This is a genomic window from Micromonospora profundi (genome assembly GCF_011927785.1).
Lineage (GTDB): Bacteria > Actinomycetota > Actinomycetes > Mycobacteriales > Micromonosporaceae > Micromonospora > Micromonospora profundi.
In genome coordinates this window covers 662764-678991 of the sequence record NZ_JAATJK010000001.1, presented here as the reverse complement: position 1 = coordinate 678991, position 16228 = coordinate 662764, and the positions used below count along the sequence as shown (strand labels likewise).

The window sequence follows — 16228 nt, the reverse complement described above, 5'->3', positions numbered from 1 at the left end:
ATACATAGCGATGTGAACATACATTTGACCCGGTCCCGGCTGGCACAGGAAGGTGGGTTTCGTGGGCTCAGGTCATGACCACCACCACGCTTCGGTCAGCAACGCCGCACAACAGCACCGGGGCCGACTCTGGGTAGCGTTCGGCCTGCTCGCCACCCTGATGGTGGTCGAGGCGGTGGCCGCACTGCACACCGGCTCACTGGCACTGCTCTCCGACGCCGGGCACATGTTCACCGACGTGCTCGGCATCGGGATGGCCCTGGCCGCGATCACCGCAACCCAACGGGCCGCCCGCGACCCACAGCGCACCTTCGGGCTCTACCGCCTCGAGGTGCTGGCCGCCCTTGCCAACGCCGTCCTGCTCTCCGGCGTGGCGATCTACGTGTTGATCGAGGCGATCGGCCGGTTCGGCGACCCGCACGAGGTGGTGGTCGGCCCGATGCTCGTGGTCGCCGTGCTCGGCCTGCTCGCCAATGTGGTCGCGTTCGCCCTGCTCCGCGCCGGCGCCCGGGACAGCATCAACCTCCAGGGCGCCTACCTGGAGGTGCTCGGCGACCTGCTCGGCTCGCTCGGCGTGATCGGCGCGGCGCTGCTCATCGCGGTCACCGACTGGTGGTGGGCCGACCCGCTGGTCGCGGTCGCCATCGGCGTGTTCATCCTGCCGCGCACCTGGCGGCTCGGCCGCGCCGCGGTCCGCATCCTCGTGCAGGCCGCCCCGGAACACCTCCAGGTCACCGCCGTGCACGACCGGCTCGCCGCCGTACCCGGCGTGGTCGAGGTGCACGACCTGCACGTCTGGACGCTCACCTCGGGCATGGACGTGGCCTCCGCACACCTGACAATGGCACCCGACGCGGAGGTCGGCACCGTGCTCACCGCAGCACGCACCGCCCTGCAGGAGGAGTTCCGGATCGAGCACGCCACGCTCCAGATCGAGCCCGGCGCGGCCCCGGGGGCCTGCGGTGCCGTCACCTGGTAAGGCGAAATTCCGCCCTTAATCCCTTTTGTCGGCTTTTTGAGTAGCGCCATGCACACCGTCAGTCACAATGGCTGCACCAGCCCCATGAGCACCGGTAGGCTGGCTCCCGGCCACCACCCGGCGGCGCCCTCCCGGCGCCGGTGGCGGCCGCCGCCTAATCACCCGAGAGGGCGAACCGGGGAACCATGTTCCTGGGGTGCATCCGCGTCAGCGGTAGGGATCTTCCGTCCCGAACCCGTCAGCTAACCCGGTCGGCGGCTGACGGAAGGACATGCGCAGTGGCACGAGCACGACCCCCCGCCGCCCGATTGGCGGCGCTGATCGTCATGATGTTCACCCTCGGCGTCGCCATCCCCGCCGGCGCCGCCTCGGCCGCTCCCCCGGCCACCCAGCGGGCCGCGGCACCCGACAACGACGAAGAGGGCGGCACCCCGGCCCTGCGCGCCGCACTGGACGCGGCCAGCAAGGGCTACCTGGACGCGAAGCGCGCCCTGGACACCTCGGTCCAGCGGCAGCAGCAACTCGCCGCCAAGCTCAAGACCACCGAAGCCGAGATGAACGAGCGCAGCGGCAAGGTCGGAGAGATCGCCGGCGTCGCGTACCGCACCGGCCGGCTCAGCACCGTCTCGGCGCTGCTCAACACCAACACCCCCGAAGGCTTCATGGACCGCGCCGCCGCGCTGGACGTGGTCGCCGCCAACGAGGACCGGGTGCTGCGCGACCTGATCGCCACGAAGGACGAGGCCAACCGCACCCGCGTCGCCCTCGACGGCGAGATCCGCGAGCAGCGCAAGCAGGTCGAGGTGATGGCCAAGCGCAAGGAGCAGGCCGAACGCGCCCTGACCGTTGCCAACACCAGGCAGCAGACCACCGCCTCCGACTCCGGCTCCAACCGGGGCACCTCCACCGCCAACGCCAAGCCCGCGCCGCGCAACTCCGACGGCTCCTGGCCGTCCGAGTCGTGCAGCGTCAACGACCCCACCCCGGCCAACGGCTGCATCACCCCACGCACCCTGCACGCCCTCAACCAGGCCAAGGCCGCAGGCTTCACCAGGTACGTCTCCTGCCACCGCTCCGGCGGCTCCGGCGAGCACCCGAAGGGTCGCGCCTGCGACTTCGCCGCGCAGAAGAACGGCTTCGGTGGGGACGCCACCGGCGGCGACAAGACGTACGGCAACAACCTCGCCGCGTACTTCATCCGCAACGCCGACCGGCTCGCCGTGCTGTACGTGATCTGGTACAGGCAGATCTGGCTGCCCAGCAGCGGGTGGAAGTCGTACAGCGGGGCGAACGGCGACCCGTCCAGCGACCACACGAACCACGTACACCTGTCCGTGTACTGATCGACCCCGACCCGGCCGGCGCCTCCCCCACGGGGGGCGTCGGCCGGTGTGCGTCAGCGGGCGCAGCCCGTCCTGTTCGCGCCGCGCAGCGCGGAGGGCCAGCGGGGCGGGCTGGGTCAGGTCGACGGTGGGGGGTTGTCGCTGCGGTCGAGGGCCGCTCCCAGCCGGGCCGCCAGGGCCAGGTGGGCGACGCGGGCCTGGCTGAAGGCGTACCGGAAAAGGGGTTTCGGTGCCCGCAGGGTGATCTCGACGTCGATCCGGACCAGGCCGTCGGGCTCGGCGCGTAGACGTGTGTGGTTACGCACGGTGGTGGCCGGCCACTGGCGTGCGACTGTGACGATCTCGTCGTCGTCGAGGGTCAGCACGTCCGCGTGATAGGTGGTTCGGAAGCGCACCGGGCCGGCGACCAGCCGGTCGTTGATGGTGTAGCTGGCCACGGCTCCGTCCCTGGGCGGAACTCGCCGCACCCGGACGATGAGTGGATGCAGCTCGCCCTGGCGGCTCAGGTCGCCAAGCAGGGCCGCCGCGTCGGCGAGCGAACAGCGGGCCTGCACGGTGTAGCTGAACGTGTCGCTGCTGAGCACGCCGTCTCCCGCCGTCGATGGGTCGCACGATCGTCCCGTACACAGGTGGGGCTGGCAACGCCCGGACGGACACCGGCCGTTGCCCGGGCATTGGCGGCGCGTTATCACTACCGTCGGCTGTTGGGGTATCACCGGTCGTGACGAAGGGTGGACGCATGAACGGGGATGACCGGTGAGCGGGCACGTGATGGTCTTCGCGCCCACGCCGCAGCTGACGGTAACTGTGGATCAGCCGAACGACCACCCCGAGCTGCATCTGCACCCCGGCGGTCAGGGCGTCTGGCAGGCCCGCATGGTCCTGTCGCTCGGTGTCGAGGTGGTGCTGTGCGCCGCGCTCGGCGGCGAGATCGGCCAGGTGCTGGAACCACTGCTGGTCAGCGAGGGCGTCGACCTCAAGGTGGTGGTCCGGGACTCCGGCAGCGGCGGCTACGTGCACGACCGTCGGGACGGCTCCCGGCAGGAGATCGTCGACGTGCCGGGGCATCCGCTGAGCCGGCACGAACTCGACGAGCTCTACAACCTGGCGCTCGGCGAGGGCCTCCGCGCCGAGGTGAGCATCCTGAGCGGGCCCAACGAGCCGTGGCTCGTCCCGGCCGACGTGTACCGGCGCTTCGCCGCCGACCTCGGCGCCAACGGCAGCCGGGTGGTGGTCGACCTCTCCGGGGACCACCTCGGTGCGGCGCTGGAGAGCGGGGTGTTCTTCCTCAAGGTGAGCCACGAGGAGCTGATCCGCGACGGGCGCGCCCGCAACGACGAGACAGCGGAGCTGACCCGGGCGATGTACGAACTGCACGCGGCCGGCGCGGAGACGGTGGTGGTGAGCCGGGCCGACCAGCCGGCGTTGACGCTCATCGACGGGGAACTCTTCGAGGTGCAGATGCCTCGGCTGGAGGCCGCCGACCCGCGTGGCGCTGGCGACTCGATGACCGCCGGGGTGGCCGCCGTGATCGCCCGCGGTGGGGACATCCGCACCGCCATCCGTACCGGTGCCGCCGCCGGGGCACTGAACGTCACCCGGCACGGCCTGGGCACCGGCCGGTTGGACTCCATCACCGGGCTGGTGGAGCGCGTCCAGCTGGCACCGGCGGACAGCCGGCCGCAGGAGCGGACCACCCCCGACGAGCTGGCCGACCGGGTGGTCGACAGATGAGCCTGCGGGTGTTGGTCACCAACGACGACGGGATCGCCGCGCCGGGCATCCAGGCGCTGGCGTGGGCGGCGGCGCAGCGGGGACTGGACGTCGTGGTCGCGGCACCGCTGGAGGAGGCAAGCGGCACCAGCGCCGCGATGAGCGCTGTGGAACGGGACGGCCGGGTCGTGGTGCACGATCATCCGTTGGCGGACCTGCCGGGTGTGCCCGCGTACGGGGTGGGTGGCTCCCCCGGCTTCATCACGCTCATCGCGCTGCACGGCGCGTTCGGGCCGCCGCCGTCGGTGGTGCTGTCCGGCATCAACAGGGGCGCGAACGCCGGCCGCGCCGTGCTGCACTCGGGCACTGTCGGTGCCGCGTTCACCGCCGCCACGAACGGCTGTCGGGCGATGGCGGTGTCGCTGGACATGCTGTCCGCCGGTGAGGCCACGGCCGCCAGTGGTGGCGCGGCGGTGGACGCCGCGGCTCGGGTACGCGACGTCGAGCGGCACTGGGCCACCGCCGCCCGGGTAGCCCTGGACCTGCTGCCCCGGCTCACGGCAGGCCCACCGGAGAGCGTGCTCAACGTCAACGCCCCCGACCTGCCGCACGGGCGGCTGCGCGGGGTGCGCCGTGGTTCGCTGGCCAGCTTCGGCCAGGTGCAGATGACTGTTGCCGAGTCGGGGCACGGCTTCGTGCGTACCTCGTTGGAGGAGCCGGGCCAGGCCGCGCAGCCCGGCACGGACGTCGCGTTGCTGGCCGGCGGGTACGCGTCGGTGACGGCCATCCGGGCGGTCACCGAGGTGGCCGACGTGGACCTGAGCGGTCTCGACCAGGAGCCCTGACGGGCCGAGCAAGGTGTCGACGTCTCAGGCGCCGGGGAGCACCTCGGGGGTGGCAGCGCCGGCGAAGTAGGGCTCGGGAGCACCGAAGAGGCCGAGCAGGCCCGTCACCCAGAGCTGCCGGTGCACGAACCGGCTGGGCTCGGTGACGACGAGCTTGACGCCGCTGACCTCGGCGGTCTGAAAGCCGGCGACCATGGCGCTGATGCCGACGGAGTCGATGAAGGTGACAAGCCTCATGTTGAGCTCGATGCGCAGCGGGCGGCCCTTGGCCAGCACCTCCGCGATCGCTTCCCGCACCTCGTACGCGGTGTCGACGTCGATCTCACCACGCGGGGAGATCTCCACAACACCACCGGACAGAACTGACTGCACGATCGACAGGCTCACGCGAGCACCTCCACCCGCCCGTCCCCCGGGCGCCTCATCAGTACGCGGGCCGCGACCGAGAGTATTCCTCCGACGGCCTCGGTCGCCACCCCTCAGGATGAGCAATTCACGGATCCGGCCACCCAAAGTGGCCCATATCCCTTCATTTCGGTATCTGATCACTCAATACTTTTCGTTATCTGCTCAGTCGGCAATCGGTCGGAACCGACGCGCCGCCGACAAGGGTAGCGGCCCGGACCCGACATGCCCCACAATCGGCCCGCCCCGCGTCTCGGCCCGACTGAGCCCGGCGTGTCGCGCCTCCCGGGATGCAGAGCTCGATGGGCGTGATTCCATCCGGCAACCCGATGCCGGCTCGAATCACCCGCCCGAGGTTGCCGCTTCCTCCTAGCATCAGCCCGGGACGCCCACCGTGACGGAGAGGATCTTCGATGATCAAGAAACTGGCCGGGATAGCTGGCGTCGGCCTGCTGCTTGCCCTCGTGTTGGCCTGCGGTTTCGGCGGTGGCGGGGGTGACGATGACGACGATGACGACGACTTCGCCCGGGGCGCTGCCGTGGTGACGGTGCGCTGAACCGGTCGGGAGCCCGTGCCGGCCGGGTTTGCGCGCGGTCGGCGCGGGGCACTGCGAGTTGAGCGAGCCGTGACGCGCTGGACAGCCGCCGAAGTCCGAGGTAGGTGGCTTCGGCACCCGAGGAGGTAACCACGATGTTCGGAACCAACCTGCTGGACCGCCGCAGCAAGCCGGAGCGGATCGCGGACCAGGCGTGGGAGCACCTGGTCTCCACCGTCAGCTCCGCCGGGGACAGCGTCCGGGACACCGCCCGCTCGGCCCGCCGCAACAGCGGTGGCCTCGCCGACGGCGCGGGTGACCTGGTGGGCTCGGCAGCCGAGGAGGCGCGGCGGCGCGCCTCGCGTGCCTTCGACGCGCTCGCCGGTCGCCAGCCGGCGCTGCCGTGGACTCTGCTGATCGGTGCCGCGCTTGTCGGCGCGGCGGTCGGCTGGGCCGTCGGCTCCGCCGCCCGTGCCGCCGGCAGCCGGGACGACCGCGCGGTGAACGACGTCGAGTTCGTCGACGTGGACCGCCCCAACTCCCCCGTCGGCCTGGACGACTGACAGCCCAACCGCACGACAAGCCCCGCTCGACCTTCCGGTCGGCGGGGCTCGCTCTTGTGTGTGTACGGGCTGGTTCGGTGCTCGACCTGAGCGGGTGTCAGGCCGGTCCGCCGAGGTGCCGGACCCCTCAGACAGCCCGGCGGACCGGTGTTCCGGAGGTGGTCCGGGGGTTGCCCCCCGGACCACCCGAGGTCAGCGACTCGTGCAGGTGACGGTGGCCGGAGGTGCGTTGCTGCCGGTCCACGTGCCGAGGAAGCCGACAGTGGTGCTGGCGCCAGCGCCGAGCGCGCCGTTCCAGCCGCTGTCCTGAACCGAGACGACCGCACCGCTCTGGGTGTGCGTGCCGCCCCAGAGTTGGCCGATCCGCTGGCCGTTCGGGAAGGTCCAGCCCAACGTCCAGCCGGCGATGGGCGCGCTGCCGGGATTGCTGACCACCAGTTCGGCCTGGAAACCGCCAGACCAGGAGCCCGTCACCCGGTACGTCGCCGCGCACCCGCCACCCGGCGGCGGTGTGGTGGGAGGCGGCGTCGTCGGAGGGGGCGTGGTCGGAGGCGGCGTGGTCGGAGGGGGCGTGGTCGGAGGGGGCGTGGTGGGAGGCGGCGTCGTCGGAGGGGGCGTCGTCGGCGGCGGGGTGGTGGGTCCGCCGGTGCGCTCGCCGACAACGATCCCCCGACCGTTGGTGCCGAGGTAGACCCGGCCGTAGACGCGGGGATCACCGGTCAGCGCCTCGGTCGGGTTGCCGTACTGGTGGCGGTCGTCGTTGACGCGTACCCAGGTCGTGCCGCCGTCGTCGGAGCGGTGCACTCCAGGCTGACCGTCCACAGTGCCGTACAGGAAGACGGCCGGGTTGGTCCGCCCCGGTGCCGCCTTGCCGAAGCCGACGTTGCCGGAGGCGCTGACGCCGCCCAGCTTGGCGAAGCTGGCGCCCCCGTCGGTGGACCGCCACAGCCCGCCGGGCCCGGCCAGCCACAGCTCGCCCGACCGGCCGGGCAGGGCCTTGAACCGCACGTCGGAGGTGGGCAGCCCGGTCGCCGCCGTGGCGGTGAAACTCGCACCGCCGTCGGTGCTGAGGTAGACCCGGCCGCCGCTGAAGCCGTAGAACCGGTTGGGGTCGACCCGGTCGGACTCGATTGTCGCGTTGGCCGGGATGCCCGTGGACGGTGTCCAGGTGTTGCCGAAGCCGACCGAGTAGACAACCCGCTGACCAGCGTCGCCGGGCGCCCAGACGAACCGGCTGCCGTCGGCGGCGGCCGCGACCGTACCGCCGGTGTTGACCCCGGACGGCTCGGTGCCCTGGAACCAGGTGGCGCCGCCGTCGGTGGAGAAGGCGACGTGGCTGTCGCCGGGCCGGTCGGCGTCGGTGAAGTTGCCGGAGCGGACGAGCACGGCCGGCTTGCTCTCGGCGTAGTCCAGGCTTGTGGTGCTCGTGAAGACCGGTTGGGTGAACAGCATTGCCGGGATGGCGTCCAGGTCGGTGTGCCGGAAGCCGCCGACGTCGCCGAGCGCGCTGATCAGCGGCGCGCCGCTGGGCGGGCTGATCAGGTCGAGGACAGCGGTCTCCTCCAGGCCGCGCACCATCGGCTTGATGGTGAACTGGCCGCCGGTGTCCCACTTGGTCAGGTCGGTGGTGCCGTAGATGGTGGCGCCGGTGCCGTACATCATCCGGTTGGAGTCGTGCGGGTCGATCTCCACCGACTCGTTCATCCAGCCGAGCTTGGGCGAGGACTCCGGTGGTGCCGGGTTGACGCCGAACGTCAGCCAGGGCACGGAGCTGACGTCCATCGTGTAGCGGCGGGACTGCTCGGGATAGCTTGTGAACTCCCAGATGCGGGTCCAGCTCGCCCCGCCGTCGGTGCTGCGGAAGAAGATCGCGTCCGGCCACCAGGAGACCTGGGTGGCAACCAGCAGCGTGTTCGGGTGCTGCCGGTCGATGGTCAGGCCGCTGTAGCCGAAGTACGCGTCCGCGCTGGTGGACGGCACCGGGCTGATCCGCGTCCACGCTCCGGTGGACCTGGTGAACTTCCAGACGTCACCCTTGCCACCGTCGTACGGGCCGCCGGTGTCGCTTGTGGCGATGTAGAGGTGACCGCCGACCGGATCGACGACGCCCTTGTGTGCCAGGTAGCCGGTGGGCTGGCCGGGGATGCGCGCCCAACTGACGCCCCCGTCGGTGCTGCGGTAGACCGGATTCTCCTTGTCCGCCACGCCGACGTAGATGGTCTGCGTGGTGGAGCCGGCCGAACCGGTGCTCTTGTCGAAGCTCACCCAGGTCAGGCCCTGGTTCTGCCCGCTGTAGCCGTTGGGGTCGCTCGGGTCGGCCCGGTAGTTGCCGACGTTGGGGAAGGCGGTGACCTTCGCCCACGTGGCCCCGTGGTCGGTGCTGCGCCACAGCCCGTTGCCGCCCTCGGCGCCGTAGTAGACGATGCTGTTCCGGTTGGGGTCGACGGCGAGCCGCTCACCCATCCCCCGGCCCGGCATGTTGCCGCCGTTCTTGAACGGCAACTCGGTGATCTGCCAGGTGGCGCCCTTGTCGGCCGAGCGGAGGATCGCGCCGTTGTTCGGGTCCCATCCGTTCGTGTACATGCCTACCGCCGCGTACACCCGGTTGGTCTGCACCGGGTCGGTGGCGATGCTTACCACCCCGTTGTAGCCCCACCGGTCGGCGCCGACCCAGTCGAGCAGGGGCGTCCACGACTGGCTGGACTGCTCCCAGCGGTACGCGCCGCCGATGTCGGTCCGGGCGTAGATCAGGTTCTTCTCGGTGGGGTTGAAGACGATGCCGGGCACGAAGCCACCGCCACCGACCTGGACGTTGCGCCAGCTGTACGCCTCGGCGGCGGCCGAAGCCGACGACGAGTCAGCCGCTGGCGCCGAGGCGGCGGCGAAGGGGGCCACCACGACGCCCGCGGCGACGGCCAGCGCGGACACCACCGCACCAGCGAGACTTCTGGACACGCTTGTTCCTCTCGGCAGGGACGCCCGGGGGACGGGATCGACGAGTGGTCACGCCGTGGCCCGGGGGACGGGCACGACGCTGGGACGGGCCGGAGCTGCCCTGGCTCCAACCACCCGACGCGACGGCTCTGCGCGATCGAGGAACGCGCTTACCTTAACCGATTCCGCGCCGCCATGGAAGCGCTCCCACCATCGATGTTCGTAGCTTGTGAAAGAGGCGGTCACCTGAATCGGATGAGGACGGCTCACCCGTGCCGCCGGCAGGATCGGACCCCGGCGGACCTGCGGCTCCGGCCGCGACCCCGGTCCGCCAGTCAACCCAGCGGAGGAGGGCCGATGGCCGTCGCGACGATCAGCCGCACCGACCAGGACATCCAGTCCGCCGTACTCGACGAATTGACCTGGGAACCCCGGGTGCAGCCGCACGAGATCGGCGTGACAGTCGACGAGGGCGTCGTCACGCTGACCGGGCGGGTGGACAGCTACGCCAAGAAGTGGGCCGCCGAGCGGGCCGCGCACCGCGTGGTCCAGGTCCGGGCCGTCGCCAACGACCTGGCCGTGCGGCTTCCCGGCAGCGCCGAGCGCGCCGACCCCGACCTGGCGGCCGCCGCCGGCAACGCGCTGGAGTGGGACGCGTTCGTGCCCATCGAGAAGCTCCAGGTCACCGTGTCGGCCGGCTGGGTGACGCTGCACGGCGAGGTCGAGTGGGAGTACCAGCGCCGGGCCGCCGAACGGGCCGTCTGCCGGCTGACAGGCGTACGCGGGGTCAGCAACGGCATCAGCGTCCGACCGGTCGCCCCGCTGGACAGCGCGAACCTGGCCGAACGGATCGTCGACGCGCTCGCCCGCGCCGAGGCCACCGCGGCCGAACGGATAAGCGTCCGGGTACACGGCGACACAGTCGTACTCACCGGGCTTGTGCACTCCATGCCCGAACGCGCCGAGGTGGAGCAGGTGGCCTGGTCCGCGCCGGGCATCCGGGAGGTCCAGAACCACATCGCTGTCGCCCCGGTCCTGCGCTGACGAACGCGGAACCACCCCGGGCGGGTGAGCCCACCTCACCCGCCCGGGAAGCAGGCTGGGGACATGAGTGATCCCAACGGGCTGATCCAGCCGGGACGCCCCGCGCCCGGTTTCACCCTGGCGAGCACTCCGGACGGGCACCAGATCGGGCCCGAGCAGTTCCGGGGTCGACCCGTCGTCCTCGCCTTCTATCCCGCCGACTGGAGCCCGGTCTGCGGCGACCAGATGTCGCTCTACCAGGCGGCGGGACCGATGTTCGACCAGTTTCAGGCTGTCGTGCTCGGCATCTCGGTGGACAGCATCTGGTCGCACCGGGCCTTCGCCGAGAGCCAGGGCATCACGTTTGCGCTGCTCGCCGACTTCGAACCGAAGGGCGAGGTGGCCCGCCGGTACGGCGCGTACACCTCGCGGGGCGTTGCGGCACGGGCGCTCGTGGTGCTGGACCCGACCGGCACCGTCGCCTGGAGCTACCTGTCCTCACCCGATGTCAACCCAGGCGCCGACGGGATCCTCGACGCCCTGGAGCGGATCGCCGTCGACCGGAAGGTGGTGGCCGGATGACCACGCCATTTCAGGTGACCGCCCGACTGCGGGAGCCGGTCACCGTCGAGGACCATGTCCGCGGGCCGTCGAACGCCGCGGTGACCATCATCGAGTACGGCGACTTCCAGTGCCCGTTCTGCGGTGCCGCGTACCCGAACCTGCACGAGTTGCTGCGCCAGCGCTCCGACACGGTACGGCTCATCTACCGCTACTTCCCGATCGCCAACGTGCACCCGTACGCCGAACGTGCCGCCGAGACGGCCGAGGCCGCCGCCAGCCGGGGCAAGTTCTGGGAGATGCACGACTGGCTGTACGAGCACCAGGACCAACTGGACCCGGTGCACCTGTCGCTCGGCGTTGAGCAGCTCGGGCTGCCGCCGGACGAGGTGAACGACGAGGTCGAGCGCGGGGTGTACGCCGACCGGGTGCGCCGGGACTTCGTGGGCGGAATCCGCAGCGGGGTGAACGGCACGCCCACCCTGTACATCAACGACGTCCGGCACGAGGGCGGGTTCGACCTGCCCGACCTGCTGGCCGCCGTGGACGCCGCCGCCAACGCCTGACCCGTCGCCTGATTCGAGGGGCTCACCGCCGCTCAGATCAGGCGCAGCTCGCGCGCCCGCCGGACCGCCTCACGCCGGCGGGTCGCGCCGAGCTTGCGGTAGATGTTGCGGACGTGGGTCTTCACAGTGTTTACCGATAGCGACAGCTCGGCGGCGATCTCCACATTGGACAGGATGCTCTGCAGGTAGCGCAGGATGGTCAGCTCCCGCTCGGTGAGCGGCTCGTCGAGCGATCGGGCCGGCTCTGCCGACGGCGGGGTCGCGCTCTGCTCGACCTGGCGCACCAGGTCGCTGACCAGCGGGAAATGCGCGGTGCCGGCGTCCAGGTGCGCGGCCAGCAGGTCCCGCACCGACGGGTCGGCGCGCGTGAAGACCCGACGGCAGCCCTGCGCACCGGCCAGGTCCAGCACCTGCTCCAGGGTGCGGCCGACCCGGCGTACGTCCCCGCTCCGGTCGGCCAGCACCGCGTCCAGTAGGCCGGCGTCCAGGCGTACCGGCAGGGGCCAGGCGTCGGCGGGCGGCGCCTGCCAGTCCGGCAGGGTCCGCCCGGCGGCGGCGGGGTCACCGGCGCGCAGCTGGACCCGGGCCAGGGCCACGGCGAGCGCCGGGGTGGCGGCGTCGGCGGTGGCGTCGGCCAGCAGGGTCCGGGCGCCGTCCAGGTCGCCCCGCCAGGCGCGGATCTCGGCCTCCGCGGCCCGCAGCAGACCCGACAGCTCGGCGGCGCTGGGCTCGTCGGGCAGCGACTCGCGGGCCCGGACGAGCATCCGCTGGCCGGTCGCCGGATCACCGGCGTCGCGGTGCAGGTGCGCCCCGCACCACGCGGCGAGGGCCGCCGCGACCGGTTCACCGGCCGTGCTGGACGACCCGGAGCCCGCCTCGACGGTGCCGACCGGTCCGGTGGCCTGGGCGGCGAGCGCGAGGTTCGCGCCGGCTTCCTCGGGCTGGTCACGGTGCAGCGCCACCACCGCCAACGCCAGGTACGCGTAGGAGCAGTCGAGCCGGCAGGACCAGCCCCGGCACGGCGGCATGCCGAGGGCGTCGCGGGCCGCCCGCTCCGCCGCGTGCAGATCGCCGCGCACCGCGAGCAGCAGCGCGGAGCGGCTGGCACCGACCAGTTCGGTGCGGGGTCGGCCCGCCTCCCGTGCCGCCTCCCGCGCCCGGACGAACCGCCCGGCGGGCAGCGCGCCGCAGGCCAGTTCGACGAGCCCCAACGCCGTACCGGTGAACGCCCGCAGGTCGGCGTCGTCGGTGCTGGGCGGGTGGGCCGCCGGCCGGCCCGAGGCGAGGCCGGTTGACCCCGACCCGGGTGACACGGGCCCGGCCGGCGCGGACGCGGCCGGCGCGATGCCGGGCGATGTGCTCGTGGCCGGCGCGGAAGTGGCCGGCTCCGACGTGGCTGGCGCGACACCGGTCGGCGTGCTTGCGGCCGGACGCGTGCGCAGCAGCCGGGCGGCGGAGGCGCGGACTTCGGCCCGGTCACCGGCGAGCCGGGCAACTGTCAACTCCAGGGCTGTCGCCATCCGCAGGAACCGGTCCCGGCGCGGCACCGGCAGGGCATCGGCGTACGCGGCGGCGTCGCGCAGGTGGCCGCTGGCTGCGGGCAGGTCGCCGACGTACGCCCGCTCGGCGGCGCAGGCCAGTGCCACCTCCGGATCGGCGCGCAGCACGTCCGGTGGCGGGGACGGGGGCGTCGGGCCGCTGACCGGTTCGTCGTCGTACCGGGTCAGCTCCGGCCAGTGCGCGACGAACAGGTCCCCGGCCAGGTCCCACCGGCCGGCAGCGAGGGCGTGCCGCAGGCCGTCGGCCGGGCGCCCGTCCCCGGCGTACCAGTCGGCCGCCCGCTCGTGCAGTTCCCGCAGCTCGTCGCCGGGCAGCCGGGCCAGCTCGGCGCGGAGCAGGTCGGCGAGCAGCGGATCGCAGCGGTACCACGGCGGGCGGCTGTCCTCCCGGCGCAGGAGACCACCGACCTCGGCCAGGTCGGCCAACGCCTGCCCGGCGTCGGCGCGACCGGTGAGCGCCTCGGCCAGGTCGGCGCAGACCGTCTCGGCGAGGGCGGTACGGCGCAGCAGGTCCCGATCGGCCGGGTCGACGGCGGCCAACACCTCCTCGCGCAGGTAACCGGCGATCTCCGGCTGGTCACCGCCGAACTGCCCCACCCAGCGCTCGGGGTCGGGCCTCCCCCGCAACGCCAGCGCGGCGATCCGCAGCGCCGCAGGCCAGCCGCCGGTACGGGTCCGCAGCCTGCGTACCGCAGTGGCGGGCAGCGGTGCGCCGTGGGCGGTGAGCAGGTCGGCCACCTCGTCGTCGGTGAAGGCCAACTCGTCCGGACCGATCTCGGTCAGCTCACCGGCGAGGCGCAACCGGTGCACGGCAAGCGGCAGCCCTGCCCTCGCACCGACCACCAGGTGCAGCCGCCCCTCGCAGTGGCGCAGCAGGAACTCCAGCCCGGTCAACGCCGCCGGATCGGCGACCCGGTGCAGGTCGTCCAGGACCAGCAGCACCGGGCGTTCCAGGGCGGCCAGCCCGGCGGCGAGCAGTTCCAGCTGGTCGGGGCGCGGTGGGCCGGCGGGCAGCGGCGCCACCGGGTTGTCGTCCGCCGCCCCGGTCGCGGTCCGCAGCGCCGCCGCCAGGTACGCCCACAGCCGGTCGCCGTCGTCACCCGCCTCCACCGAGACCCACGCCGGCGCCGGCCCGGGGGCCACCGCCTGCCCGACGCCGACGTCCGGCGCGGAGCCCGCCTCGGGCGTGGCGGCGGCGAGGCGTACCCAGGTTGCCAGCAGTGTGGTCTTGCCCCAGCCGGCGGGCGCGGTGACCAGGGTGACCGGTCCGGCGCTGCCCTCGTCGAGCCGGCGCAGCAGGCGGGGCCGGGCCACCACCGGCTCGGGCGGCACGGCAGGGGTCAGCCGGGACGCCAGCAGCGGCGGTTCTCCGGGCAACCCCGGTGCCGTGCCCACCCGCACGCGATCACGCTGTTCCGGCACCCGGCCCCACCCCCACCGACGCGTCCCACCCCTGGTCGGCTGCGGTTACCCGACCCGCGACGGTTCACCCCTTCCGGGCGAGCCCGCTTCACCCGGTGCCGACCGACGATCGGGGGACGTGGATCCGGCAGGACGGAAGGGACGGATGGGACGCCTGACACGCACGGGATCCGCCCTGACCCGCGCCGCGCTGGCCAGGGCGCGACGGCTGGTGCGCGTACCCCGGTGGCGTCGCCGACCCGGTGCGGACGGCGACCCCACAGCGGCCGCGCGGTGGGAGGTGGTGACGGTGGACCGCCCGCCGGAGCAGGTGCTTCCCGACGGCCGGTGGCCGGAGCCTCTGCGCCGCCTGGGCGGCGCTGTCGAGGTGCGGATGCGCCCGGCGCCCGGCGACCGCGGCACCGAGCTGGCCGCCCGCCCGCTGGCCGGCGCCGCCCCGACTGTCGGCCTCGCCGCCCACCTCGTCGGCGACGACCCGCGACTGCTTGTCCGCCGGACGTTGCGCCAGGTCAAACAGCGGGTCGAGGCCGGTGAGGTGCTGCGTGCGGACCGCTCCGCGCTGGACCGCCCCGAGGCCCCCGGGTGAGGGCGCTGTGCTGGGTGGCCGCCGACGAGCTGGCGGTACGCGAGGTGCCCGACCCGGAGCTGCGCAACGAGCGGGACGCCATCGTCCGCGTCCGGCGCAGCTCCACAAGTGGTGCCGACCTGCCGCTGCTGGCCGGTCGGGACCCGCTGCTGCGCGCCGGTGACGTGCTCGGCACCGAGTTCCTGGGTGAGGTCGTCGAGGCCGGTCCGGCCGTCCGGCGACACCGGGTCGGCGATCGTGTCGTGGTCGGCGCGAGCGTCGCCTGCGGCGGCTGCTGGTACTGCCGCCGGGGCCGGCATTCCTGCTGCGACAACGGCAGCACCGACCCGGTGACAGCCGACCCCGGCTGGGGACGCTCGGACGCTGGTTGCTTCGGCCGGCCCCCGGCGGCGGGTGGCTTCGCCGGCGGTCACGCCGAGTACGTCCGGGTGCCGTACGCCGACGTGGGCGCGTTCCGGGTGCCGGACGCGGTGGGCGACGACCGGGCGCTGTTCGCCGCCGACGCCGCGCCGACAGGCTGGCTGGCCGCCGAGTTGGGCGATGTGCGACCCGGCGACGTGGTGGCGGTCTGGGGCGCCGGTGCCGTCGGCCAGTTGACCGCCCGCGCCGCGTTGATGCGCGGCGCCGACCGGGTGGTCGTCGTCGACAGGCACGAGGAACGGCTCCGGATGGCCGAACGGCACTCCGGCGCGGAACCGCTCGACTACCGCCGTACCGACATCCCGTCGGAGTTGCGGGACCGCAGCGGTGGACGCGGCGCGGACGTGTGCGTGCTGGCTGTCGGCGCCCCGCCCGCGCGGTCCGTCACCGAGCGTCTCGCCGGGCGGGGCGCCGACCGCCCGGACGCGCTGCACGAGGCCGTGCACGCCTGCCGCAAGGACGGCGTGGTGGTGGTACTCGGCGGTGCGGAGGCGTTCGTCGACGCGTTCCCGCTGGGTGCGGTGACCGACAGGCGGCTCACGCTGCGCGGGGCAGGCCGGCCCGACCTGCGGGACGTGCCGATGCTGCTGCACCGGATGGCCCGCGACGAGCTGCGGACCGAGCACCTGGCCACCCACCAGCTGCCGCTGGAGGACGGCCCGAAGGGGTACGCCCTGTTCCGGGATCGCGCCGACGGCTGCGTCCGGGCCGTGTTCACGCCGTGAACCGCCCTCGTGATCGGCGGGTGGGGTCGACGGGTGGCAGACTCGCAG

At 73.0% G+C, this 16228-nt stretch carries 14 protein-coding genes, 1 pseudogene and 1 riboswitch; of the genes and pseudogenes, 11 read left to right on the top strand and 4 right to left on the bottom strand.

Translation table 11 applies throughout. The features are described from left to right. Positions 1-61: 61 nt before the first annotated feature. Complete coding sequence (locus tag F4558_RS03185) at positions 62-979, top strand: cation diffusion facilitator family transporter (protein ID WP_053653257.1); 918 nt, start codon at positions 62-64, stop codon at positions 977-979. Positions 980-1120: 141 nt separating this feature from the next. Continuing rightward, positions 1121-1252, top strand: a riboswitch (cyclic di-AMP (ydaO/yuaA leader). A 53-nt stretch (positions 1253-1305) separates the two neighbouring features. Then, the gene (locus F4558_RS03180; RefSeq protein WP_167947212.1) at positions 1306-2322 is read left to right on the top strand and encodes a coiled-coil domain-containing protein; all 1017 of its coding nucleotides are present in this window, start codon (positions 1306-1308) and stop codon (positions 2320-2322) included. Positions 2323-2438: 116 nt separating this feature from the next. Here the strand turns inward: F4558_RS03180 and F4558_RS03175 are convergent, their stop codons facing one another. Further along, complete coding sequence (locus tag F4558_RS03175; protein WP_053653155.1) at positions 2439-2906, bottom strand: SRPBCC family protein; 468 nt, start codon at positions 2904-2906, stop codon at positions 2439-2441. Between the two features lie 187 nt (positions 2907-3093). Here F4558_RS03175 and F4558_RS03170 point away from each other — a divergent pair, with 187 nt between their 5' ends. Then, positions 3094-4056 carry a 1-phosphofructokinase family hexose kinase gene (locus F4558_RS03170; RefSeq protein ID WP_053653154.1) on the top strand — a complete coding sequence of 321 codons (963 nt, stop codon included), beginning with the start codon at positions 3094-3096 and terminating at the stop codon, positions 4054-4056. Next, a complete protein-coding gene (gene surE, locus F4558_RS03165; RefSeq protein WP_167943127.1) occupies positions 4053-4880 on the top strand; it encodes a 5'/3'-nucleotidase SurE in 828 nt (275 codons plus the stop codon). Before F4558_RS03170 ends, surE begins: the two co-directional genes overlap by 4 nt. A 24-nt stretch (positions 4881-4904) precedes the next feature. Here surE and F4558_RS03160 read toward each other — a convergent pair whose 3' ends face one another. After that, on the bottom strand, positions 4905-5267 hold the full coding sequence (locus tag F4558_RS03160) for an STAS domain-containing protein (RefSeq protein WP_053653152.1): 363 nt from the start codon (positions 5265-5267) through the stop codon (positions 4905-4907). 431 nt (positions 5268-5698) lie between these two features. Here F4558_RS03160 and F4558_RS03155 point away from each other — a divergent pair, with 431 nt between their 5' ends. Both F4558_RS03155 and F4558_RS03150 read left to right on the top strand, forming a co-directional pair. Next, positions 5699-5842: a hypothetical protein gene (locus F4558_RS03155; protein WP_157552313.1), complete on the top strand. Its 144-nt coding sequence runs from the start codon at positions 5699-5701 to the stop codon at positions 5840-5842. A gap of 134 nt (positions 5843-5976) precedes the next feature. Then, the gene (locus tag F4558_RS03150) at positions 5977-6384 is read left to right on the top strand and encodes a hypothetical protein (RefSeq protein ID WP_053653151.1); all 408 of its coding nucleotides are present in this window, start codon (positions 5977-5979) and stop codon (positions 6382-6384) included. A 192-nt stretch (positions 6385-6576) separates the two neighbouring features. Here the strand turns inward: F4558_RS03150 and F4558_RS03145 are convergent, their stop codons facing one another. After that, positions 6577-9339, bottom strand: a complete 2763-nt coding sequence (locus tag F4558_RS03145; protein ID WP_167943126.1) for a cellulose binding domain-containing protein — start codon at positions 9337-9339, stop codon at positions 6577-6579. 336 nt (positions 9340-9675) lie between these two features. Here F4558_RS03145 and F4558_RS03140 point away from each other — a divergent pair, with 336 nt between their 5' ends. The 3 genes from F4558_RS03140 (at position 9676) to F4558_RS03130 (ending at position 11468) form a co-directional block, all read left to right on the top strand. Next, complete coding sequence (locus F4558_RS03140; RefSeq protein WP_053653271.1) at positions 9676-10362, top strand: BON domain-containing protein; 687 nt, start codon at positions 9676-9678, stop codon at positions 10360-10362. A gap of 63 nt (positions 10363-10425) precedes the next feature. Next, complete coding sequence (locus F4558_RS03135) at positions 10426-10923, top strand: redoxin domain-containing protein (protein ID WP_053653272.1); 498 nt, start codon at positions 10426-10428, stop codon at positions 10921-10923. Further along, positions 10920-11468 (top strand): DsbA family protein, encoded by a 549-nt coding sequence (locus F4558_RS03130; protein WP_053653273.1) that lies wholly within the window; start codon positions 10920-10922, stop codon positions 11466-11468. Before F4558_RS03135 ends, F4558_RS03130 begins: the two co-directional genes overlap by 4 nt. Positions 11469-11500: 32 nt before the next feature. On the opposite strand, the pseudogene F4558_RS03125 reads toward F4558_RS03130, so the two are convergent. Continuing rightward, a pseudogene (locus tag F4558_RS03125) lies at positions 11501-14517 on the bottom strand (winged helix-turn-helix domain-containing protein). A 77-nt stretch (positions 14518-14594) separates the two neighbouring features. On the opposite strand from F4558_RS03125, the gene F4558_RS03120 reads away from it, so the two are divergent. Both F4558_RS03120 and F4558_RS03115 read left to right on the top strand, forming a co-directional pair. After that, a complete protein-coding gene (locus F4558_RS03120) occupies positions 14595-15035 on the top strand; it encodes a hypothetical protein (protein ID WP_053653275.1) in 441 nt (146 codons plus the stop codon). Further along, a complete protein-coding gene (locus F4558_RS03115) occupies positions 15032-16180 on the top strand; it encodes an alcohol dehydrogenase catalytic domain-containing protein (RefSeq protein WP_053653276.1) in 1149 nt (382 codons plus the stop codon). The genes F4558_RS03120 and F4558_RS03115 overlap by 4 nt, the downstream gene beginning before the upstream one ends. The last annotated feature ends 48 nt before the right edge of the window (positions 16181-16228 follow it).

Coding starts and splice junctions, on each gene's coding strand:
- F4558_RS03180 (WP_167947212.1), top strand. CDS start 1,306: ATGATGTTCACCCTCGGCGTCGCCATCCCCGCCGGCGCCGCCTCGGCC.
- F4558_RS03170 (WP_053653154.1), top strand. CDS start 3,094: ATGGTCTTCGCGCCCACGCCGCAGCTGACGGTAACTGTGGATCAGCCG.
- surE (WP_167943127.1), top strand. CDS start 4,053: ATGAGCCTGCGGGTGTTGGTCACCAACGACGACGGGATCGCCGCGCCG.
- F4558_RS03155 (WP_157552313.1), top strand. CDS start 5,699: ATGATCAAGAAACTGGCCGGGATAGCTGGCGTCGGCCTGCTGCTTGCC.
- F4558_RS03150 (WP_053653151.1), top strand. CDS start 5,977: ATGTTCGGAACCAACCTGCTGGACCGCCGCAGCAAGCCGGAGCGGATC.
- F4558_RS03140 (WP_053653271.1), top strand. CDS start 9,676: ATGGCCGTCGCGACGATCAGCCGCACCGACCAGGACATCCAGTCCGCC.
- F4558_RS03135 (WP_053653272.1), top strand. CDS start 10,426: ATGAGTGATCCCAACGGGCTGATCCAGCCGGGACGCCCCGCGCCCGGT.
- F4558_RS03130 (WP_053653273.1), top strand. CDS start 10,920: ATGACCACGCCATTTCAGGTGACCGCCCGACTGCGGGAGCCGGTCACC.
- F4558_RS03120 (WP_053653275.1), top strand. CDS start 14,595: ATGGGACGCCTGACACGCACGGGATCCGCCCTGACCCGCGCCGCGCTG.